Here is a 21,672-nt window from a genome sequence, read left to right as displayed (position 1 = left end):
ATTAGTGTACCACTACAACGGTGCTTGGTGTGTAGCCTGCGCACTTAGTCTGTTGTCAAACCTTACTCTTCAATTTTAAGATGGTGTATTTATCCCTCATCAATTCTCATAAGAAAAACCCATCTTAAATTTATCGTCTTTATCAAGCGTGATGTGAAAATGCGTCCATGGTTCTTTGGCGAAGATTTCACAATTTTGTAAATCTTCAAGAAGTTGCAGTAATGTCAAAAGCTCATCAGAAGACATATCAATGTGCAATGTTTGACCATTATCCATCACTTGATGAAAATCTAGTTGTGATAATTGATTTTTGACATAACCACTAAGCACAAGATTGCACTGGTTGCTTGGAGCTATTGAACGCAAAAGTTCTGCAATCTGCTGATAAATATATTGATCATCTGTCAGGTTGCTAAACTCTTCACGTCTTTCTTTATTAATAAAATAGGATTGCAACTTACCAAGCTGACCTGAGTCTTTATAAAATACACGCTCTTCCCAAAGTTCTTTTGGAATGCCTGTACCTTTTAGCTCATCTTCGGTTAGGTCACTGATGCCTTTCATATATAATCCTGGCCAACAATCAGAATTATCTATGTCCAAACAAATAATGTCCAGATTTCTATTTTTATCTAGAGATATACAACAATGCGTCCATTTTTCATCTAATTTTTTGTAATCATAACTACTCTTGTATGATTCTAGGATGTCTAAAATATTTATAGCATTTCTTGGTGTTTCTCCGAAACCAAAATATTTAACTTCATCATTTACAATAAAATCTATTGTAAATGATGAATGCTCATCATAAATTTGAGCATAATAATTGATCTTGGTAGCGTTTTCTGGAAAAATAGACCATAAAATATCACCAATAGATTCAAGATATGTTTTTGAATATTTCGTCATAATTAATTACCTGTTTCTGTATTTTTTAATCGTATAATATTTTCTTGACCGTTGTTAATTTTTTCGTAAATAACAAAACGATACGGTCTCTTACTATCCCCACTATAAATGGGCTCTATCTTAACTTGAACAGTGTGTAGGGTGTATATCATACACCACCAAAAACCATTCAATCAACGGTGCACGGTGTGTATCCTACGCACTGCATGACTTAGATTTAAAAAAACATCTCCAATTTGCAAAGATATTGATAATCATTATTATTTGATATAAAATATCAAGAAAAATATTCAGGGAGAAAGTAATGAAACTCACTAAAGAGCGTCGAAAGCAATTTTTTAACCAATATCGATGGATTTATGCCTTGCCTAACGGTAGCTGTCTGCTCTTGTTTATCTATGGAAATCAGATGATTGCACGGCACTATGGATTTGACCGACAGGGCGCGTGGATGACTTGGGGGCAGTTTTTAGCAGTGGGGCTTGTGTTATGGTTGGCAGGTAGGGTGGTGGATGCCGTGCTTGGTCGATATGCGCATCAATGGGGTGATGTTATGCTCACCAAGATGAACCGATGGGCAAAGTATCTGTGGTGGCTGATGTTGATTGGTCTTGTCATGGGGTGGGTGTTTGGATTAATTCGATGATTTGATTTATCTATTTTGAATGTGTAAACAAATAAGCATACCGACACTCATCGATATGCTTATTTTGGTTTGTGCCTGATTTCTTAGACTTCCAGATAGTCCAAGATACCTTTGGCGGCTTCACGACCTTCCCAAATCGCAGTCACGACGAGGTCTGAGCCACGCACCATATCACCACCGGCGAAGATTTTTGGGTTGGTGGTTTGGAATTTGTAGGTTTGTTTTTCGGGGGCGATGACACGACCATCTTTGTGCATCTCGATGCCTTGGATGGTGAACCACTCGGCAGGGCTTGGGCGAAAACCAAAGGCAAGCACCACCGCATCAGCAGGCAGGATTTCTTCTGAACCTTCGACAATCACTGCACTACGGCGACCATTGGCATCAGGCTCACCAAGCGTTGTGGTGACGACTTTGACGCCTGTGACTTTGCCATCTGTGCCGACAATCTCAACAGGCTGACGGTTGAACAAGAAATTCACGCCTTCTTCACGAGCATTGGTCACTTCACGCTTTGAGCCCGGCATACTGTCTTCGTCACGGCGATAGGCGCAGGTGACGGATGCGGCTTGTTGGCGGATGCTCGTGCGGTTACAGTCCATTGCTGTATCACCACCGCCGAGCACGACGACGTGTTTGCCTTTCATATCGACAAATGGCTCGGCATCACTTTGCCAGCTGTGACAGTGATTGACATTACCAATCAAGAAATCTAGCGCATCATACACGCCGTCTAGGTCTTCACCAGCAAAGCCACCACGCATATAGGTATAAGTCCCCATACCCATAAACACCGCATCATACTGCGCTAGTAGCTCATCGATGGTGATGTCTTTGCCGATTTCGGTATTTAGGCGAAACTCGATACCCATATCGGTGAAGATTTCACGGCGGCGTACCATGACTTCTTTTTCCATCTTAAATTCAGGAATACCAAAAGTGAGCAGACCGCCAATCTCTGGACGCTTATCAAAGACCACAGGGCGAACGCCATGACGCACTAGGATGTCCGCACAGCCAAGTCCCGCAGGGCCTGCGCCGATGACTGCCACACGCTTATCTGTCCACACGACATTGCTCATATCAGGACGCCAGCCACGCTCAAAGGCGGTGTCGTTGATGTATTTTTCGATATTGCCGATGGTCACTGCGCCATAGCCGTCATTCAATGTACACGCACCTTCGCACAGGCGGTCTTGGGGGCAGACACGGCCGCAGACTTCAGGCAGGGTGTTGGTCATGTGGCTAAGCTCGGCGGCTTGTTCAATGAGTCCTTCGGTGGCGAGCTTGAGCCAGTTTGGAATGTAGTTATGCACAGGGCATTTCCATTCGCAATATGGGTTGCCACATTCTAGGCAGCGATGTGCCTGTTCGGTGGCGGATTTTTGGTCAAATGGCTTGTAGATTTCGATAAACTGCGTTTTGCGAGTTTCGATCGATTTTTTGCTTGGATCGGTGCGTGGTGTGTCCAAAAACTGAAAATCATTATGTAAACGAGCTGTCATCATTATTCTCCTATGGGGCGCAGGTAAGGATGCATGCCTGCGCCGAATATCTGAAAAAGTGGGTTATTGTGGGTCTGCCATCGTAGATTTGACCAAAGTGGCGATATTTGCCGCTTTTGGTTTTACCAAGTAGAACTTACGAACATAATGTTCAAAGTCGCTTAGGATGGTCTGACCCCAGACACTGCCCGTTTTTTCGACGTGCGTTTCGATGATTTTACGCAGATAGATGCGATGTTCTTCGGTTTGTTCGCTTGAAATGCGGTGCAAATCGATAAGCTCATGGTTACAGCGGTCAAAGAAATCACCTTGAGTATCAAGCACATAGGCAAAGCCACCTGTCATACCAGCACCGAAGTTCAGACCGGTTGGGCCAAGTACAGTCACGACACCACCGGTCATGTATTCACAGCAGTGATCGCCTGTGCCTTCGACGACAGCATGACTGCCTGAGTTACGCACCGCAAAACGCTCGCCAGCCGTACCAGCGGCATACAGCGCGCCACCTGTTGCGCCGTATAGGCAGGTGTTACCGATGATGGCTGATTCGCTGGTCTTGATGTGTGCAGTGCGTGGTGGATAGATGACGATTTCGCCACCTGCCATGCCTTTGCCCACATAGTCGTTGGCATCGCCTTCAAGCTCAATGTGCAGACCGCCTGCGTTCCATACGCCAAGCGACTGACCTGCTGTACCTGTCAGGTGTAGCTTGATTGGCTTATCGCTCATGCCTGTATTGCCCCAAGTGGCAGCAATCTCACCTGAGATGCGTGCACCGATTGAGCGGTCGCAGTTGCTGATGCGATAGCTGTATTCACCGCCGTAGCCTTTTTTGATATTGATATTCATATCGCTGACCATACGCTCGGCAAGCACGCCTTTGTCAAATGGCTCATTATTCGCCACTTGGCAAGTGTGCGGCGCACCTTCGGCTCGTGGGTGGCTGTACAGTAGCGGGGTGAGATCCAGATGGTTTTGTTTGCTGGTTTCACCGTCCAAGATGGCAAGCAAATCGGTGCGACCAACGAGCTCTTCAAGCGTACGCACGCCCAGTTTTGCCATCCAATGGCGAGTTTCCATCGCTACAAATTTAAAGAAATTAATCAGCATATCCACTTCGCCGATATAGTGCTCATCACGCAGATCGATACGCTGAGTGGCGACACCTGTTGGGCAGTTGTTCAAGTGACAAATGCGTAGATATTTACAGCCGACAGCGAGCATTGGCGCTGTACCAAAGCCAAAGCTTTCTGCGCCTAGGATGGCGGCTTTGACCACATCCAAGCCTGTTTTTAGACCGCCGTCTGTTTGGATACGCACCTTATCACGCAGACCATTGACACGCAGTGACTGATGCGCTTCGGCAAGCCCTAGCTCCCATGGTGAGCCAGCGTAGTGGATCGATGATAGTGGTGATGCTGCTGTACCGCCATCATAGCCTGAGATGGTGATGAGATCGGCATAAGCTTTGGCGACACCGGTGGCAATCGTACCCACGCCAGGGCGAGAGACGAGCTTGACTGAGACTAGGGCGTTTGGATTGACTTGTTTTAAGTCAAAAATCAGCTGCGCCAAGTCTTCGATCGAGTAGATGTCATGGTGCGGTGGTGGCGAAATCAATGTCACGCCCGGCACCGAGTAGCGTAGGCGAGCAATCAGCCCATTGACCTTACCACCTGGTAGCTGACCACCTTCACCCGGTTTTGCACCTTGGGCGATTTTGATTTGCAGGACTTCAGCACTGCGTAGATAAGCAGGCGTGACACCAAAGCGACCTGATGCGATTTGCTTGATTTTTGAGTTCTTGAGCGTGCCATAGCGGGCGGGATCTTCACCGCCTTCGCCTGAGTTTGAGCGACCGCCAATGGTGTTCATCGCCATCGCAATCGATTCGTGTGCTTCAGGTGATAGCGCACCAAGCGACATCCCCGCTGAGTCAAAGCGCGGCAAGATGTGCTCAATGCCTTCGACTTCATCTAGGCTAATCTCGCCATCAGTTTTGAGCGCAAGTAGGTCACGGATGGTAGCGACAGGGCGGTTATTGACGATGTCGGCGTATTTTTGGTATTCGCTATAGTCGCCTGAGCGTACCGCAGCGTGTAGCGCACGCACCACATCAGGGTTGAATGCGTGATATTCTTTGTCAAAGACAAACTTAATCAAGCCACCTTTATCAATCGGTGTACGACGGTTAAAGGCATTTTTGGCAAGGATGGCTTGGTCTTTGGCAAGGTCATCAAAAGTTGCACCCTTGATACGGCTAGCCACACCCACAAAGCACAGATCCACGATTTCTTCGGACAGACCCACCGCTTCAAACAGCTGAGCACCACGATATGACACGATGGTCGAGATACCCATTTTTGATAGGATTTTTAATAGACCCTTATCAAGGCTCTTGCGGAAATTGGCGCGAGCGGTTAAGGCATCGATTTGGATTTCGCCTGATGTAACCAAGTGATCAATCACATCATAAGCTAGGTATGGGTAGATACAGGTCGCACCAAAGCCAATCAGCACCGCTGCATGATGTGGATCACGCACAAGGCCAGTTTCGATGACGAGATTGGCATCAGCACGCAGACCTTCTTTGATTAGATAATGATGCACCGCACCGGTGACTAGTACCGCATTGGCAGGGACTTTGCCTTTTTTGATGGCTTTATCTGATAGGATAATGAGCGTGTAGCCTTTTTCGATGGCGGTTTTGACTTCGACGCAGATGTTTTCGATGGCAGTTTTTAAATCCAGATTTTCATCATAGTTTAGATCAATGCGATAGCTCAAAAACGCAGGATCTTGGATGGCTTCAAGCTGTGCCATCTTGCTAGCCGATAGGATTGGCGATGATAGGATAATGCGGTGCGCATCTTTGGATGATGGATTAAAGACATTGGTCTCAGCGCCAAGACACGTCTGCAAGCTCATCACGATCGATTCACGCAGTGGGTCGATAGGTGGGTTGGTCACCTGAGCGAACTGCTGACGGAAAAAGTCTGCCACATGGCGAATCTGACGAGACAGCACCGCCATTGGGGTGTCATCCCCCATTGAGCCGACCGCTTCTTGGGCGTTTTCTGCAGCAGGGCGGATGATTTCGGTACGCTCTTCGCTGGTGATGTGGAACATTTTTTGCAAGCTTGCTAGTGAATCAGCATCTTTGGCTTCACTGCTTTGGGCTTTTTCGATGGCTTCGACATCACGGATACGCATGGCGTTTTCACGCAGCCATTTGCGATATGGGTGTGCTTTTTTGAGAATCGTGGCGATGGTCTTGGTGTCCATGATCTGACCGCTGTGGGTGTCGATGACAAGCATCTGACCCGGGCCGATACGACCTTTGCCTGTGACATCTTCGGGGGCATAATCCCAAGTGCCGACTTCGGATGCGACCGTGATATAGCCATTTTTGGTGGTGACCCAGCGAGATGGACGCAGACCGTTGCGATCCAGCATACACACGGCATAGCGACCATCTTGGATGACTAGACCTGCTGGGCCATCCCATGCTTCCATGTGCTGTGAATAAAATTCATAAAACGCACGCAAATCCATGTCCATGTTATCGACATTTTGCCAAGCAGGCGGTACTAGGATGCTCATGGCATGAAATAGACTCATACCACCGTTCATCAGCACTTCTAGCATATTATCTAGGCTTGATGAGTCCGAGCCTGTGGTATTTACCAGTGGGGCAAGCTGTTGTAGGCTTGGCAGTTTGTCGGTCTTAAGCTTTGGTGTGCGAGCTACCGACCAGTTGCGGTTACCGGTGATGGTGTTAAGCTCACCATTATGCGCCAAGTAGCGAAACGGCTGTGCCAGTGGCCATTTTGGTAGGGTGTTGGTCGAAAAACGCTGATGGAACACAACGATGTGCGATGCCAAGCGCTCATCTTGTAGATCCAAGAAGAAGTTTGGTAAATCAGCAGGCATCACAAGCCCTTTGTAAATCACGGTTTGGCAGTTGAGCGCTGTGACATAAAATAGCTCATCGTGTGTCAGCTCGTTTTCGGTTTTTTTGCGAGCGACGAACAGCTTACGGTTAAAGACTTCAGCAGGCATATCGCTTGGTGCATTGACGAAGATTTGCTTAAAATCAGGCAGGCTTTCACGCGCGATGTCACCGACGATGTCGAGATTGACAGGGACATCACGCCAGCCTGCGACTTCTAGCCCTTCGGCGGTGATGTAGTCATTAAATAGTGCCATGCTATGTTCGGCTTTGTCTTTATCAAGATTGACAAACACCGTACCCACCGCAAAATTATCCGACAATTTAAAGCCCAATTCTTTGGCAACAGACACAAAAAACGCTTCAGGCTTGGCAATCAACAGACCACAGCCATCGCCCGTGCGACCGTCAGCGGCGACACCACCACGGTGCGTCATACAGCTAAGAGAATGAATGGCAGTCTTGACAAGGTCGTGGCTTGGCATCCCTTCAACATGGGCAATCAATCCAAAACCGCAGTTGTCCGAAAAATCGTGCGGGGTCGCCAAATGGCTGGTAGTACTGATCATTGACATGGCTTATCCTTTTATAAATTTCCAAGCAAAGCTTGGGGAAATGGCTAGTGCGATCGATGGGCTGTAGCAGTGTTATTATGTGCCGTATCGGTCAATGGCGTCGGTAGTTGCTTATGTGCTTTCTGATATAGATAACAAAGTTTTGCAAACTCTTGGCATAATTCAAGGGAAAATGCCCGACCTTAGCTATATTATACCTTTTTTGATTAAAAATCTAGATTTTATTTGATTTTTTTATACCTATATCAATTTTTATGATAAATAGACAAAGATTTAAAAATAATCGTGAAAAAAACCAATGGTTTTGATGAGTATAACAAGATTGACTATGCCAAAATGTCATTGCGTGATTTGTATGTATTAATATGTTAACTTAACAATCTATAGACATTTATCTTTAAAGAAAAATCCTGTATATTTATAAATATATCAATTACCATCAATTCTTAATTTGGAGAGAACCATGTTAAAAAAACTATCTATGCTTGCCCTAATGTCTGTCGCCATGGTCGGTTGTGCCAGTACCAATAAGGGTGTGCCGTTTTCTCAAACGAAGACTGGCGCCTATGTGCTGGGGCACGGATATACTTGCGGCGATTCCCCTAGATGCAAAGAATCTGGTTTGGTGAATGGTGGTGTTTTTGGGGAGCTCCCTCGTGCAAGTCTGGAAGAGGTATTGGCGAAATATCCACCAGAGATGCATGCGGATATCATTAAAAACAGTCAAGAGTCAGATGCTCGCCGTGCTCGCCGTGCCAAAGAAAAAGCAGAACGCGAAGCCGCTGAACAAGCCAAACAGCAACAAAACAAATAATCAAACGCCCACTTAGGGCGTTTTTTTAAATTTTTTAGCTATTTTCAAAGAGGATAATATGCCTAAAGCTGCTAATCCCACCGGCACCACGCCTGCTCAGCGCCGTGCCATCGCTAAATACCAAAGCAATAGTGTTCGTTGGACTGCCAGCGCAAAAATCGGTTCCCAAAAAGAACATCTGTTAAGCCTTGCCAAACAAGACAAAGTATTTGTCGCTGATTTTTGGGTGGGTGGGGTGGGTAGCGACTTGTAGTTTTTGATAAATGACTGCTTTATGGTATTTTTTTCATCAAAATTTGTTATACTAATTGGATGATGAATTATTGATGATAATCTACTGACTTCTTAGGAGTGTGACATGACCATCAGCCCAACCGATGCCCAAAGACGCATCATTTATCAAGCACGCCGTGGGCTAAAAGAGCTGGATTTTTATATCGATCCCTATGTCAAAGCGCATTATCTGACGGCAGATAGCGATGAGCAGGCAGCGTTTGAGCGTCTATTGAAGTTCGAAGATCCTGATTTGCTACTGTTTTTCTTGGGTCAAGACAGCCCAAATGATGATGCGGTGAGCGCCTTAATCCAAAAAATGAAAACGCTCAAGCACGCCCAAGCCCAAGCCCAAGCCCAAATCTAAGCTTAAGCAATCGTGAGACCATCTGACAAAACCGCCATCACCCTTGATATTGCTATCATGCCTAGCCGTGTATCGCTTGGGCTGTGGCTCGGTGTGATTGTGGCGGTTTGGTTGATTTGTTTGGCGGTGGGAATGGCATGGTGGCAGTGGCTGATTTTGCTGTTGGTCAGCACGGCGACCACTTGGCATTATTATCGTACTCGCCATGCCATCAGCCATATCAGCTGTACGCATTATGATGGTGTATGGCTACTTGGCACATCGTCTGCGTCCAATCACAAGCATCTGCCACATCCATCACATCAGCCGATTAATCAATCAGCCAATCTTGCCACAAAGCACTCATTTAATTTACCCAATTTACCCAATCCATCCAACCCGCCTAATCCCAAGCCATCAGCACCATCTAAGCCATTGATTTATCAAGCGTATCTCAATGATTGCCACTTGGTCAATCTTGGGCTGACACAGGTGATTGTGTTGCAGTTTTTTACCATTTTGCCAAAGAAATCTGGTCTGACTGTGGTGCTATTTGCCGACCAAATCACAGCAGATGAGTTTGCCAAGTTGTCTGCCTTAGCTCGATGGGCGTATCGCTGATGTTACAAAGCGTGCAGTCATCGCACAAATCATTACACAATTATCATAGAATTATCAAATCGCCATGCCGTATGATAGGCTAAGTTTTATCAGTTATTTATTGGGAAATCTTATGAGCCTATTACAAAGTATCGTGACTGAAGTCATCAAAAACGCCGCACAATCACAAACTGTCAATCAAAACCAATCACAAGCAGGTCTGGGCGGTCTGCTTGGTGGCTTGGCAGGGGCAATGGGTCAAGGTCAATCAGCCAATCAAGGCATGGGCGGCGTGCTTGGCAATGTGCTGGGCTCGGTGCTAGCAGGTCAAAGCCAATCACAGCCACAGCAGTCGCAAGGCTCACAAGGCTTAGATGCGATTTTGGGCGGACTGCTTGGCGGTCAAAGCCAAAATACCAATGCCAGTGCCGGTGATTTGGGCAGTATTCTAGGTAGTGTGCTTGGCGGTTCGACACAAGGCACGCAGTCAGGTGGTATCAATAAAAGTGCGCTACTTGTTGCGCTACTGCCTGTGGTCTTGGCATTTATCCAAAAAAATGGCGGTCTGTCAGGCGTACTTGGCAAATTTAGCAACAATGGCATGGGTAATCAAGCGCAGTCATGGGTCAATATCGACACCGATAATGACGGTATCGATGCCAATGATGTCGCCAAATTGTTCGGCAATGATGAAATTAACCAAGTCTGCGCACAAACTGGCGCAAGCCAATCAGAAGTCTGTCAAGGTATCGCTGAGCTGTTGCCACAGGTGGTCAATGATTTGACGCCACAAGGCAACCTAGACAACGAACAACAAGCCAATGACGAAATCTCACAAATCCTAGCGCAGATTAACGCCAGTAAGTTCTAAGTTGTAGATTGCTGAATAATCAGCCGTACAATCGGCTGTGTAATCAGTCAAATAACCATAAAGACAGTCTTGATGGACTGTCTTTTTTTTTGTGCTTATGTGATGCTTATTGTGTGTGATGGGTGCTAATTTTATTGACTACATTGCCATCACTTAGCCAATCTGCACTGATTCACTCGCTTTGGTTGCAAGTCTTGCCAAGATTAGCGATAATGGCACATTCATTTCATAGATTTTATCATAAGGAAAACTCATGCCAAATCTTGCGTTATTTGACCTAGATATGACACTGCTCAATGTCGATAGCGACCACAGTTGGGGGCAGTTTATTGTCAATAAAGGGCTTGTCGATGCCAAAGTCTATGCCGATGCCAATGATAAATTTTATCAAGATTATATCGCAGGCACGCTCGATGCGGTGGAGTATAATGAGTTTGTGGCGGCATTTTTGCACACGCAGACGATGGCGGATTTGCACACTTATCGTGAAGAGTATCTAAATACTTGGATTCGACCAAATATGCGTACCAAAGGCATTGAGCGAATCAAGCAGCACAAAGATGCAGGCGATGTCGTCGTGGTCATCAGTGCGACCAATGACTTTGTAGTCGTGCCGATTGCAGGGCTGTTTGGGGTGGATGCAGCGCACACACTTGCCACACGCCTTGAGATTATTGATAATCACTATACAGGTAAGGTTGCTGACCGTCCCAATTTCAAAGATGGTAAGATTTATCATCTGACCAATCTTATCAAGGCATATCAAGATAAGGGCATTCACTTTGATAAGCTGATTGCTTATTCGGATTCCAAGAATGATTTACCCCTACTAAACTATGCTGATGAAGCAGTGTGTATTACGCCTGATGCGATTTTACGCAGTGAAGCCGAAAAAAACGGCTGGCGGATTGAAGATTGGTCGCTGTGATGGCATCTTTTGCCATAGCAAAATCACCTTAACATTGCTATAATAAGCGGTTTATTTATTTTATCGGAGTAATCATGGAAATCGCCATCTACCAAGAACAAATCAAAGACCTTGCTACTCGTGGCCAAGAACTTCGGGGGTATCTTTGACTTCGAAGGCAAAAAAGAACGCCTAGAAGAAGTCAATCTTGAGCTTGAAAATCCAGAGCTTTGGAACAATCCTGAAATCGCCACCAAAATCAGCAAAGAAAAAAGCGTACTCGATGGCATCATCGGTGTCATCGAAGGGCTAGATGCTAGCCTAGAAGATGCATCAGCGATGCTAGAGCTGGCTGTAGAAGCCGACGATGAGAGCTTGCTGGCTGATGTGCAGGCTGAGCTCGATACGGCGCGTGCTAAGGTCGAAGATTTGGAATTTAAGCGGATGTTCAGCGGTGAGATGGATGCCAATAACTGTTATCTAGACATCCAGGCAGGCTCGGGCGGTACAGAAGCGCAAGACTGGTCGCAGATGCTGCTGCGTATGTATCTGCGCTGGTGTGAGAGTCACGGCTTTAAGGCGGATGTGATGGAAGTGTCTGAAGGTGGCGTGGCAGGTATCAAGTCAGCAACCATCCATGTCAAGGGTGATTATGCCTTTGGTTGGCTACGCACGGAAATTGGTGTGCATCGCTTGGTGCGTAAGTCACCATTTGATAGTAATAATGGTCGCCATACATCATTTGCTGCGGTGTTTGTGTCGCCTGAGATTGATGATAATGTCGAGATTGATATCAATCCTGCCGACCTGCGTATCGATACCTATCGCTCAAGCGGTGCAGGCGGTCAGCACGTGAACACCACTGACTCTGCGGTGCGTATCACTCACCAACCGACAGGGGTGGTCGTGGCGTGTCAGAACGAACGCTCACAGCACGCCAACAAAGACACTGCGATGAAGATGCTACGAGCCAAGCTGTACGAACTAGAAATGCAAAAACGCATGGAAAAACAACAAGCGCTCGAAGACAGCAAATCAGACATCGGCTGGGGTAGTCAAATCCGCTCGTATGTACTGGACGACTCTCGTATCAAAGATTTGCGTACAGGTGTTGAGACCTCCAATACAGGTGCGGTGCTTGATGGTGATTTGGATAAATTTATCGAGGCAAGCCTAAAAGCAGGGCTGTGATTGGTTAAATTATCTGTCAAAAGCATAAAATCACTCATCGGATGGTGGGTGATTTTTTTTGCGTGTAAAGAATTGTAACCACTTTGAAATATTTACTTGCAATTTTATTAGAAATCCGCCAAAATAAAAATACTTGTTAGGGGGGGGGGGGGGGGGNNGCAGCGCGTCCCTTTTGCTTAATTTTTGAGCAGTTTATTAAATTTTTATAAATCATCGGATGGTTTTTTATAAATTTAATTAATCAATCAAAAATTTTGATGCGTTAACTCTTCTAACATGGTAAATCAGTTCTGATTTATCTTTAGATGATTTTGCTCCCCTTTAATTCGTCCCCAAAACATGGAGTAAAATCATGTCGTTTTACAAAGTTTCTGCACTGTCTGTGCTAGCGATTTCATTGGCTGCGTGTAGCTCAAGTGGTGATAAGACCGATAGCCAACCTGCCACCACCATTCCATCTGCTACTACTGGTACAGCAGGTAATACCAATACTGGTAGTACAACCAATACCGGTAATACTGGCACAACCGCACCAACCACCCCTGCACCAACCACACCAACGACGCCTGTAACACAGCCAACTGTGCTTGTCCCTGCGCCAACAACACCGACTGGCAAGGCTTTAGAAGCGGCAAATAAGGCGAAAATGTTAAAAATTCCTCAAATTAAAGGGAAGGATATTATTAGACCTGCTGTATTTGATGGACGAACTGGATACTATACCGCCAAAGATAAATATGTTTCCAGTGGTGAACTTGCCATTAATTCGACCGATTTTAAAAGAGGGCTTGATGCCAGAAGTCGAAGTTATGTTATTTTACAGGGTGAAAGATTGGAAAATTACCATGTAGAAGGCTCAGAGCGAGTATATAATCAACCCTATTCTATTGTATATGGTAATTACTACACTAGAGCAGTTCGTGATCGCGATGGTAAAATTTGGGGCTTGACAAATTATACAAATGGGGGAGCTAATGGTTATGGCACCAATCTAATCACGAAAGATCAGAATTACGCATATTTTAATGTTGATCAAATTGCAGGACAGGCGACACCTGCGAGCGAAATTCCAACCATTGGAAAGGCAACATATGGTGGTGGTGCTTTTACTGGTACCGGAGAGGGTGGTTTGTCGTACACTGTGGATTTTGGAAAAAGAACTGGATCGGGCTCTTTATACGTGAGTGATATTGCAGGCACCGTCGTCTTGCATGAAGGCGAAATTGTCAGTACTACTGGCGGTGGTGTTGCTGAAAAAGGAATCAAGGGTGTCGCATCTTTAGCGGATACTCAGTATAAGGGAAATTATGAATTGGGTTTTTATGGTCCCAATGCCGCCGAAATTGCAGGCAAAGCAACCATGACGGCTGAAAGTTATTTAATCAAAGCCCCATCCAATACTTTGGGTTCTGTAATTATCGGCTTTGGCGGTACTCGTGGTACTATCACCAAATAAACCATGCCTTTACAAACAAAAGCCGTCCTATCGATGGCTTTTGTTTGAATAATTATCAAGATTGAATAAATATGGCAATGATTGTCAAATCATGATATGCTATGGTTGGTTCAACGATGATATTTAGGAGAGATTATGAATCGTACGGTTTTGGTTATTGGTGTGGTTGCTGGTGCGGTTGCACTGAGTGCGTGTAGTAGTAAGGGTGATAGTGCTTCGTCAGGATATAGCGTCAGCTCAAGTGTCGTCGAAGCTAATAAAGTTATTGTCCTGCCGTATGCCAATGGTTGGGATGTGCCTTATGCTGCTTATCATAAAGATGATAAAAGTGGCGATGTCGATGGCGGATACTATCAAGGTAACGAAGCGTCACTGCATCGTGCCAACACTGTTTTGGATACCAAGGGTTTGTCCAAAGGCTATCACGAAAACCAAAAAAATTACGATGTTGCTAATTTTGATGGTTATAGCTTCCGTGTGCGTGGCACCGAGCGTATTTATAATCAGCCTTATTCGGTCGTCTATGGCCGTCAGCATGATGAAGTCACTGCTAAATCAAATACCAATCCATCGGCTACAACTCGCCAATTGGCAAAAGACCAATTTAATATCAATCATATCGTTGGCTATGCGACACCATCATCGCAGATGCCGACCAGTGGCACAGCGGTGTATCAGGGCAAGGCATTCAGTGGCTATGGTACCGGTGATTTACGCTATGAAGTAAACTTTGACAATCGCCGTGGCGAAGGGCGTATCACAGGCGTCGCTGATACGGGTACTATCGAGCTGAATCGTGGCTATATCAGTGATATTAAGCTTGGTGTCAAGACGATGCGGGGTATTGAGTCATCGGCTTATGCAGGTGGCTATAGTGGCAAATATCAGTTGGGATTTTTTGGGCCAAATGCCGAAGAGGTCGCTGGCCGTGTGACGCTAAACGGTAGCCAAGCTGGCACCTATACTAACGGCAAAGGTCAGGCTGAGGTCGGTTTTGGTGGTCAGCGTTAAGTTGCTGAGCGTGATATTGATTCGCCGATTTTAGCTATCAAAATTAGCAAAACCAATTAACCAGCATCGGTTAATTGGTTTTTTAAACTATAAAACTAGGAATGGGTGATGAATCAAAAACTCATAATCACAGCATTTTTATTCTCAAGTTCTCAGGCGATGGCATCTGTCGGCATGACCGAAGTGTCATCTCAGGTGTCGCAGGTGCTGCCGTATGAGCAGATAGAATGGGCGACATTACCATCTCCGCTTGAGACGGTCAATATCAATCCCATCGTACAAGACGCACCAATGGGGCAAACCAATGAAGATATCATCACCCATCTGATAGTGAATCATCAGTGGGATGAGCTTGCCAAAGCACTGATGGCGTATCAAGAGACAGTTGACCATGATCCAGTACTCTATGACTATGCAATGGGGGCGATGCTACGAGCACAGGCTAAGCATAATCAAGCCATCAAGCACTACGAAAAAATCACCCAAGATCCATCGCTGATTTTCCCCAAATTTGATCTGGCGGTGATGTATTTTGAGAATAAGCAATACAAGGATGCTAAGGTTACTTTTGAAGCCATCAAGCCATCACTACCCACACCCATGCAGGTACTGAGTGAGCAGTATTTGGCTGCTATCAAGAAAATTGAGCAGCCCAAGCCAAACTTCGGGCTAAATATCGAGCAAAATGACAATGTCAATAATGCATCGTCTTTGCGAGAATTTGACATCGGTGGGATGACATTTATTTTTGACAAAGAGTCACAGCCAAAGACCGCCACAGGGCTAAGATATGACATGGGTATCAGCCGTGAGTACAATATCAGCGGACGGCATCATCTGTACTCATCGATAGGGGCGAATGGCATCTATTATCCCAGTCAGCGTGATTATGATGAATTTGCCTTGCGTGGTGAGCTGGGCTATCGCTACAAGACTGTCAAATCAAGCTTTGGCATTACGCCATTTGCCGTCCAAGATTGGCTTGGCGGTGACCAGTATCAATACCAATGGGGTGTCGGCGTTGGTGCGACGCATCGTATGAGTGCCAACTGGCAGATGACCACAAGTGCCAATCATAGTCAAAAACGCTATAATGACCATGATATCAGTAAGCGATATGACGGCTATGCCAATGATGGCGTGGTGATGGCGCTGTATCAGCCAACTGATCAATGGCTGTATTATGCAGGGCTAGAGGCTCGGCATGAACGACTAGAAGACAGCTCAGAATCATCGAACCGGCAAGGACTGCGACTAGGCATGGGTTATTATGGTAAAGATGTGGGTGTACGTGCGATGCTCAGACATACCAAGCGAGAGTTTTTGGCACCGAATTTTTGGTATGGTGAAATCAGGCATGATACTGAAACGCAGTTTATTGGCACACTATGGCATAATAAGATAAATTATAAGGGCTTTGTACCTCAGATTAACTATCGGCACCAGCATACGGATAGCAATTTGGACTTGTACGACAGACGTAGCGGTGCTTGGTTTGTCACGGTCGATAAAATGTTTTGAACTTATCCAATGCAAAAAATCGCCAAAACAGTGTGATGGCGATTTTTTACGGTTGAATTTTATAAATTCAACAGATTACAGACTGTGCTGATCCTTATCATACTCAGGCACCGCCATACCCCAGTTGGCATAAAACTCAGCCACAAACTCATCAAAGCGGTTTTCTTCGATGGCTTTGCGGATATCAGCCATCAGTCGCTGATAGTAGCGTAGGTTGTGGATGGTGGCAAGCTGTGCCGAGAGCATCTCTTTGCACTTGTGCAGATGATACAGATAGGCACGGCTAAAATTTTGGCAAGTGTAGCAGTCGCAATGTTCATCAAGTGGTGCTAAATCATTGCGATATTGGCTATTTTTGATACGGACGATGCCTTTGTTTTCGCTATTACCCGTGACGAAATAATGTCCATTACGAGCATTACGAGTCGGCATCACACAGTCAAACATATCCACGCCACGACGCACCGCTTCAACGATATCGGCAGGTTTGCCCACGCCCATCAGATAGCGCGGCTTGTCGCTTGGCATGGCATTAGGTAGGTAGTTGAGCACGCCGATCATCTCTTCTTTGGGCTCACCGACCGACAGACCGCCGATGGCATAGCCGTCAAATGGCATCTCAAGCAAGCCTTTGAGTGATTGAGCGCGCAGATCCTTATACATACTGCCTTGGATAATGCCAAATAGGGCGTTTTTGTTGCCCAGTCGCTGATGTTCATCGATACAGCGTTGTCCCCAGCGTAGCGATAGTTCAAGCGATTTTTGGGCGTCGCTGTGCGTGGCAGGATAAGGCGTGCACTCATCGAACTGCATGACGATGTCGGAGTTGAGATCATTTTGGATTTGCATGGATGTTTCAGGGCTCAAAAACACCTTTGCACCATCGACAGGCGAGCGAAACGCCACGCCTTCTTCGCTGATTTTACGCATCGCACCTAGGCTAAACACCTGAAAACCGCCCGAGTCGGTCAAAATCGGCTTATCCCAATTGATGAACTTGTGCAGACCGCCAAATTCACGAATCACATCCATCCCCGGGCGTAGCCACAGATGAAAGGTATTGCCAAGAATGATATCAGCGCCGATGCCGTGAATATCACGGGGTAGCATCCCCTTGACTGTGCCATAAGTGCCCACCGGCATAAATGCAGGAGTCTGTACATCGCCATGTGCCAGATGTACTGTGCCACGGCGTGCGTGATTGTTACCGCCATCGGTATTGTGTAGGGTAAATTTCATAAATTTCTCTAACTAATTGATTTGATTTCAATCTCATGCACCATTTGGCAGATTTGAAATTCATAAAAAATAATACGATTAAATAAGCTTGTCAATTCATCAAATAAATTAAACAAAAAGATTAAATAAATTAATCACACTTTTTCCAAAAACATCGCATCGCCATAGCTAAAAAAGCGATAACCATGATCAATGGCGTGCTGATAAGCTTGTTTGATATGATCAGTGCCAGCAAAGGCTGAAACGAGCATCAGCAAGGTTGATTTTGGCAAATGAAAATTGGTCACCAAACAATCCACTACCCCAAAGCGATACGGCGGATAAATAAAGATATTGGTATCGCCTGCATATTCGACAAGTCTATCATCAATGCGATGCAAATAAGCGGTCTCAAGCGTACGAGTGACCGTCGTGCCGACAGCGATGATGCGACCGCCATTTGCTTTGGTTTGGTTGATGAGCTCGGCAGTCTCTTTGGGTAGATGCGCATATTCTGAATGCATGATGTGATCACGCACATCATCAGCCTTAACAGGGGCAAAAGTCCCTGCGCCGACATTGAGCGTCACAAAAGCTGTTTTAACCCCTTTTTGTTTTAGCTTAGCTAATAACTCATCATCAAAATGCAGGCTTGCCGTCGGTGCAGCGACACTGCCTGTCTTGGCAGGATCATGAAATACCGTCTGATAACGCTCATCATCCATCTCATCGGCATCACGCTCAAAATACGGCGGAATCGGCATCTGACCATAACAATCCAAATCTGCCAAAATCGGCGCATCAAAGGCTAGGACAAACAGATTTTCTTCACGGCCAAGCACGGTTGCACCCATCTTGCCATCAGCAAGGCTAAGCATCTGTCCTGCCTTTGGCGAGCGGCTTGAGCGTACATGACATAGTGCACGATGGGGTGCTTGACCATCTTCATTGGGCAGTAGGCGTTCGACCAGCACTTCGACTGCGCCGCCTGTGGCTTTTTGCCCGTGCAGGCGAGCTTTCATGACTTTGGTGTCATTAAGCACTAGCAAATCATTTGCCGACAACAGCTCTGCCAAATCGGTAAACTGCTTATCATTAATCACGCCATCTGCCATGTGTAGCAGTCGTGAACCGCTACGCGCATCGAGCGGATGGCGTGCGATGAGTGCTTCGGGCAAGTCATAATCATAATCACTGATAAGGACGGGTTGGTCGGTGTGGCTCATGATGCTATTCTTAAACAAAAACGCTTATTTTATCAAAAATCTGCCGTTTACTCTAGGGATAGTTTGCTTGTGTCAGTGCCAAAATTCATCATTTTTGTTGTGATTTGTGCTAAAATTGACAATAACTGTCAAATCTTGAGTAATTTTCTCGGGATTATCCGAGTAATCAGGTGATTATGTTTAATTTATTTAAAAAGAAAAAATCAAAAAACGAACAAGTGCAAGCCGTGCTTAATGCCAAGACGCTCTACGGTCAGCCGTTTATGAATTTTGTGGTGGATCAGACGCTTGATGGTGATGTCTTGACGATGAATATGCGTATTGGCATGAGTGATGACACCGCCGAGCTTGAGCGAGAATATCATGACCTGCAGCAGACGCTGTATCCGATGGGCGTGACCGAAGTGAATATCAATGTGTCGATTGCCGAGCAAAGTATCGCCAATGCCAAAGATGCGCCTAAGCCGTTTGATAAGTCATCTGCCCAATCAGTCAATGAGTCGCCAAAATCATCCGTCGTGCAGTCGTATCAGCCACAGGCAGATACTATACCGACACAGTCAGCCGATGATGCTAAGCCTGCCAAACCTGCACCCAAGCAAAGTGAGCTTGCTGCTCATCCACGCATCACGCACATTGTGGTCGTCGCATCGGGTAAGGGCGGTGTGGGTAAATCCACGACGACGGTGAATTTGGCTTTAGCACTACAAAAGCTTGGTAAAAAAGTTGGTGTACTAGATGCAGACATCTATGGCCCGTCAATCCCTGCGATGCTCGGCGTGGCAGGTATCAAGCCACAAGTGGAGCATGATCAGTTTGTGCCGATTGATGCTAATGGACTTGCAGTGCTATCGATTGGCAATCTGATCGACTCGGACGATACGCCTGTGGCATGGCGTGGCATCAAGGCGACGGGCGCACTGATGCAACTGTATAATCAGACCAACTGGCCGACGCTTGATTATCTACTTATCGATATGCCGCCGGGGACGGGGGATATTCAGCTGACATTGGCACAGCGTATCCCTATCACGGGGGCGGTGATTGTGACCACGCCACAGCATATTGCGCTACTCGATGCCAAAAAAGGCATTGAGATGTTCAATAAAACAAGTATCCCAGTGCTTGGTATTGTTGAGAATATGGCGCTACATATCTGTAGCCAATGCGGTCATACCGAAGCCATCTTTGGCAGTGGTGGTGGTGATGCGATGGCGACAAGCTATGGCGTGCCACTACTTGGGCAATTACCACTGGATGCGTCCATCCGTGCATCGATGGATAAAGGTGAGCCACAAGCGCTACAGCAAGCACATCTAGGACAGCATTATCTAGATATCGCTAGCAAAGTAGATACGGCGATTGGACAATATGCCAAAAAACCGACCGGTAGGTTTTTTTAATTTATCAATCACATAAAAACATCATGGGGGAGATATGAGCGAAGCAACCAAGTCTGAAACGGCGTCTGACGCCGACGTGGAGCAAGCAGTGGAGCAGACCACCCAAAAGGTCGCCGAAGCTGCCGATAACGCACAGCAAGCCGCCGAAGCTGCCAAAGAAGTCGCTGTCCATGCCGCTGAAGTGACCAAAACAACGCTTGAGCACGGTACGAATGATGCCTTGCAATTTCTGGGCATACCGATTGATATTGCGACATTGACGCAGATGGCGATTGATATGTCGGGTAAGCTCGTGCTTGCGTTGTTGATTTTCTTTGTGGGTAAATGGATTGGTAAGCGTATCGTCAATATCGCCAAACGCCTGATGGCTCGCAGTCGCATGGATAATACGGCGGCGAATTTTTTGGGCAATCTCTTGTACGGCATTATGCTTGTGGCGGTGATTTTGGCGGCGCTCAATAAGCTTGGCGTGAATACCAACTCATTCGTTGCTATCTTGGGTGCAGCAGGCGTGGCAATCGGTGTCTCGCTCAAAGACCAGCTGTCAAACCTAGCAGCAGGCGTGCTGATTGTGATTTTTCGTCCATTTAGCCGTGGCGATGTGGTGGAAGTCGGTGGCAAGACAGGTACGGTGCTTGATATTACACTGGTCAATACTCGTATCAGAACGGCTAACAACCATGAAATCATCATCCCAAATGGCGATATCATGACATCATCAAGCACCAATTTTTCGTCATTGCCGACCCGTCGTGTCGATATTGCTGTGGGTATCAGCTATGATGCTGATATTCGTCAGGCGCGTGAAGTGATGATTGCACTTGCTAAGGCACACCCAAAAGCACTGCCTGACCCTGAACCGACCGTTGTCGTGACGGCGCTTGGTGAAAGTTCGGTGGATTTGATGCTTAGAGTGTGGGCGACCAATGATAATTGGTTTGATTTGCAATGTGAATTGCTTGAGCAGACCAAATATGCCTTTGATGAAGCGGGCATTGATATCCCATTCCCAAATCGCACGGTGCAAATTGAAGGCTTGGATAAGCTTGCTAAGCTACTTGACCAAAAAGATGACAAATCAGATGCTAAGTCATCGGATGCTTAATTAAGTTTGTTAATTAAATTTATTAAACAAGTTTCAAAACCCAACAATGTCAATCATTTGAGTTGTTGGGTTTTTTATATCAATATTAAACTATAACTAATATTTCTAAGTAAATATTATTAAATTAAAAAAATTCCCGCCAT

Annotated in this window: 19 protein-coding genes; 13 read left to right on the top strand and 6 right to left on the bottom strand. The window is 46.1% G+C overall.

Features of this window, described 5'->3' with window-relative positions:
- Positions 1 to 99 precede the first annotated feature (99 nt).
- Positions 100 to 909, bottom strand: coding sequence for an immunity protein YezG family protein (locus B0680_RS10700; protein WP_143821313.1), 810 nt, complete (start codon positions 907 to 909; stop codon positions 100 to 102).
- Between the two features lie 304 nt (positions 910 to 1,213).
- On the opposite strand from B0680_RS10700, the gene B0680_RS00540 reads away from it, so the two are divergent.
- A complete protein-coding gene (locus B0680_RS00540) occupies positions 1,214 to 1,555 on the top strand; it encodes a hypothetical protein (RefSeq protein WP_078253104.1) in 342 nt (113 codons plus the stop codon).
- A gap of 83 nt (positions 1,556 to 1,638) precedes the next feature.
- Here B0680_RS00540 and B0680_RS00535 read toward each other — a convergent pair whose 3' ends face one another.
- Positions 1,639 to 3,060: an FAD-dependent oxidoreductase gene (locus B0680_RS00535; protein WP_078253109.1), complete on the bottom strand. Its 1,422-nt coding sequence runs from the start codon at positions 3,058 to 3,060 to the stop codon at positions 1,639 to 1,641.
- A gap of 63 nt (positions 3,061 to 3,123) precedes the next feature.
- Positions 3,124 to 7,587 carry a glutamate synthase large subunit gene (gene gltB, locus B0680_RS00530; protein ID WP_078253103.1) on the bottom strand — a complete coding sequence of 1,488 codons (4,464 nt, stop codon included), beginning with the start codon at positions 7,585 to 7,587 and terminating at the stop codon, positions 3,124 to 3,126.
- Between the two features lie 463 nt (positions 7,588 to 8,050).
- Between gltB and B0680_RS00525 the strand changes: the two genes are divergently transcribed.
- From B0680_RS00525 to prfB, 7 genes are all read left to right on the top strand, one after another.
- Positions 8,051 to 8,401, top strand: coding sequence for a hypothetical protein (locus B0680_RS00525; protein ID WP_078253102.1), 351 nt, complete (start codon positions 8,051 to 8,053; stop codon positions 8,399 to 8,401).
- 58 nt (positions 8,402 to 8,459) lie between these two features.
- Positions 8,460 to 8,654, top strand: coding sequence for a hypothetical protein (locus B0680_RS00520; RefSeq protein ID WP_078253101.1), 195 nt, complete (start codon positions 8,460 to 8,462; stop codon positions 8,652 to 8,654).
- A gap of 105 nt (positions 8,655 to 8,759) precedes the next feature.
- Positions 8,760 to 9,041: an FAD assembly factor SdhE gene (locus B0680_RS00515; protein WP_078253100.1), complete on the top strand. Its 282-nt coding sequence runs from the start codon at positions 8,760 to 8,762 to the stop codon at positions 9,039 to 9,041.
- Positions 9,042 to 9,053: 12 nt separating this feature from the next.
- The gene (locus B0680_RS00510) at positions 9,054 to 9,641 is read left to right on the top strand and encodes a hypothetical protein (RefSeq protein ID WP_078253099.1); all 588 of its coding nucleotides are present in this window, start codon (positions 9,054 to 9,056) and stop codon (positions 9,639 to 9,641) included.
- 112 nt (positions 9,642 to 9,753) lie between these two features.
- Positions 9,754 to 10,491: a YidB family protein gene (locus B0680_RS00505; RefSeq protein WP_078253098.1), complete on the top strand. Its 738-nt coding sequence runs from the start codon at positions 9,754 to 9,756 to the stop codon at positions 10,489 to 10,491.
- A 253-nt stretch (positions 10,492 to 10,744) separates the two neighbouring features.
- Complete coding sequence (locus tag B0680_RS00500; protein WP_078253097.1) at positions 10,745 to 11,419, top strand: HAD family hydrolase; 675 nt, start codon at positions 10,745 to 10,747, stop codon at positions 11,417 to 11,419.
- 74 nt (positions 11,420 to 11,493) lie between these two features.
- Positions 11,494 to 12,589, top strand: a protein-coding gene (gene prfB, locus B0680_RS00495; protein WP_143821312.1) for a peptide chain release factor 2 whose coding sequence is annotated in 2 segments (ribosomal slippage) — positions 11,494 to 11,565 and positions 11,567 to 12,589 — 1,095 coding nt in all. Because the reading frame shifts where the segments join, the coding sequence is not laid out codon by codon here.
- A gap of 360 nt (positions 12,590 to 12,949) precedes the next feature.
- Here the strand turns inward: prfB and B0680_RS10790 are convergent.
- Positions 12,950 to 13,207, bottom strand: coding sequence for a hypothetical protein (locus B0680_RS10790; protein WP_158078279.1), 258 nt, complete (start codon positions 13,205 to 13,207; stop codon positions 12,950 to 12,952).
- Between the two features lie 28 nt (positions 13,208 to 13,235).
- Between B0680_RS10790 and B0680_RS00490 the strand changes: the two genes are divergently transcribed.
- From B0680_RS00490 to B0680_RS00480, 3 genes are all read left to right on the top strand, one after another.
- Complete coding sequence (locus B0680_RS00490) at positions 13,236 to 14,045, top strand: factor H binding protein domain-containing protein (RefSeq protein WP_158078278.1); 810 nt, start codon at positions 13,236 to 13,238, stop codon at positions 14,043 to 14,045.
- A gap of 135 nt (positions 14,046 to 14,180) precedes the next feature.
- Positions 14,181 to 15,056, top strand: a complete 876-nt coding sequence (locus tag B0680_RS00485; RefSeq protein WP_078253094.1) for a factor H binding protein domain-containing protein — start codon at positions 14,181 to 14,183, stop codon at positions 15,054 to 15,056.
- A gap of 108 nt (positions 15,057 to 15,164) precedes the next feature.
- Positions 15,165 to 16,577 carry a surface lipoprotein assembly modifier gene (locus B0680_RS00480; protein ID WP_078253093.1) on the top strand — a complete coding sequence of 471 codons (1,413 nt, stop codon included), beginning with the start codon at positions 15,165 to 15,167 and terminating at the stop codon, positions 16,575 to 16,577.
- A 75-nt stretch (positions 16,578 to 16,652) separates the two neighbouring features.
- On the opposite strand, the gene tgt is transcribed toward B0680_RS00480, so the two are convergent.
- Complete coding sequence (tgt, locus tag B0680_RS00475; RefSeq protein ID WP_078253092.1) at positions 16,653 to 17,816, bottom strand: tRNA guanosine(34) transglycosylase Tgt; 1,164 nt, start codon at positions 17,814 to 17,816, stop codon at positions 16,653 to 16,655.
- Between the two features lie 134 nt (positions 17,817 to 17,950).
- Complete coding sequence (gene queA / locus B0680_RS00470) at positions 17,951 to 19,021, bottom strand: tRNA preQ1(34) S-adenosylmethionine ribosyltransferase-isomerase QueA (protein ID WP_078253091.1); 1,071 nt, start codon at positions 19,019 to 19,021, stop codon at positions 17,951 to 17,953.
- A 176-nt stretch (positions 19,022 to 19,197) separates the two neighbouring features.
- On the opposite strand from queA, the gene B0680_RS00465 reads away from it, so the two are divergent.
- A complete protein-coding gene (locus B0680_RS00465) occupies positions 19,198 to 20,424 on the top strand; it encodes an Mrp/NBP35 family ATP-binding protein (protein WP_078253090.1) in 1,227 nt (408 codons plus the stop codon).
- 220 nt (positions 20,425 to 20,644) lie between these two features.
- Entirely contained in the window at positions 20,645 to 21,529 is an 885-nt protein-coding gene (locus B0680_RS00460; protein WP_228143722.1) for a mechanosensitive ion channel family protein, read from the top strand.
- Positions 21,530 to 21,672 lie beyond the last annotated feature (143 nt).

Source organism: Moraxella pluranimalium, from assembly GCF_002014825.1.
Classification (GTDB): Bacteria; Pseudomonadota; Gammaproteobacteria; order Pseudomonadales; family Moraxellaceae; genus Moraxella; species Moraxella pluranimalium.
Note: the sequence above shows the minus strand (reverse complement) of the source record. Positions and strands in the feature narration are given on the sequence as shown.

Coding starts and splice junctions, on each gene's coding strand:
- B0680_RS00525 (WP_078253102.1), top strand. CDS start 8,051: ATGTTAAAAAAACTATCTATGCTTGCCCTAATGTCTGTCGCCATGGTC.
- B0680_RS00480 (WP_078253093.1), top strand. CDS start 15,165: ATGAATCAAAAACTCATAATCACAGCATTTTTATTCTCAAGTTCTCAG.
- B0680_RS00500 (WP_078253097.1), top strand. CDS start 10,745: ATGCCAAATCTTGCGTTATTTGACCTAGATATGACACTGCTCAATGTC.
- B0680_RS00540 (WP_078253104.1), top strand. CDS start 1,214: ATGAAACTCACTAAAGAGCGTCGAAAGCAATTTTTTAACCAATATCGA.
- B0680_RS00465 (WP_078253090.1), top strand. CDS start 19,198: ATGTTTAATTTATTTAAAAAGAAAAAATCAAAAAACGAACAAGTGCAA.
- tgt (WP_078253092.1), bottom strand. CDS start 17,816: ATGAAATTTACCCTACACAATACCGATGGCGGTAACAATCACGCACGC.
- B0680_RS00520 (WP_078253101.1), top strand. CDS start 8,460: ATGCCTAAAGCTGCTAATCCCACCGGCACCACGCCTGCTCAGCGCCGT.
- B0680_RS00490 (WP_158078278.1), top strand. CDS start 13,236: ATGTTAAAAATTCCTCAAATTAAAGGGAAGGATATTATTAGACCTGCT.
- B0680_RS00485 (WP_078253094.1), top strand. CDS start 14,181: ATGAATCGTACGGTTTTGGTTATTGGTGTGGTTGCTGGTGCGGTTGCA.
- B0680_RS00535 (WP_078253109.1), bottom strand. CDS start 3,060: ATGACAGCTCGTTTACATAATGATTTTCAGTTTTTGGACACACCACGC.
- gltB (WP_078253103.1), bottom strand. CDS start 7,587: ATGTCAATGATCAGTACTACCAGCCATTTGGCGACCCCGCACGATTTT.
- B0680_RS00515 (WP_078253100.1), top strand. CDS start 8,760: ATGACCATCAGCCCAACCGATGCCCAAAGACGCATCATTTATCAAGCA.
- B0680_RS00505 (WP_078253098.1), top strand. CDS start 9,754: ATGAGCCTATTACAAAGTATCGTGACTGAAGTCATCAAAAACGCCGCA.
- B0680_RS10700 (WP_143821313.1), bottom strand. CDS start 909: ATGACGAAATATTCAAAAACATATCTTGAATCTATTGGTGATATTTTA.
- queA (WP_078253091.1), bottom strand. CDS start 19,021: ATGAGCCACACCGACCAACCCGTCCTTATCAGTGATTATGATTATGAC.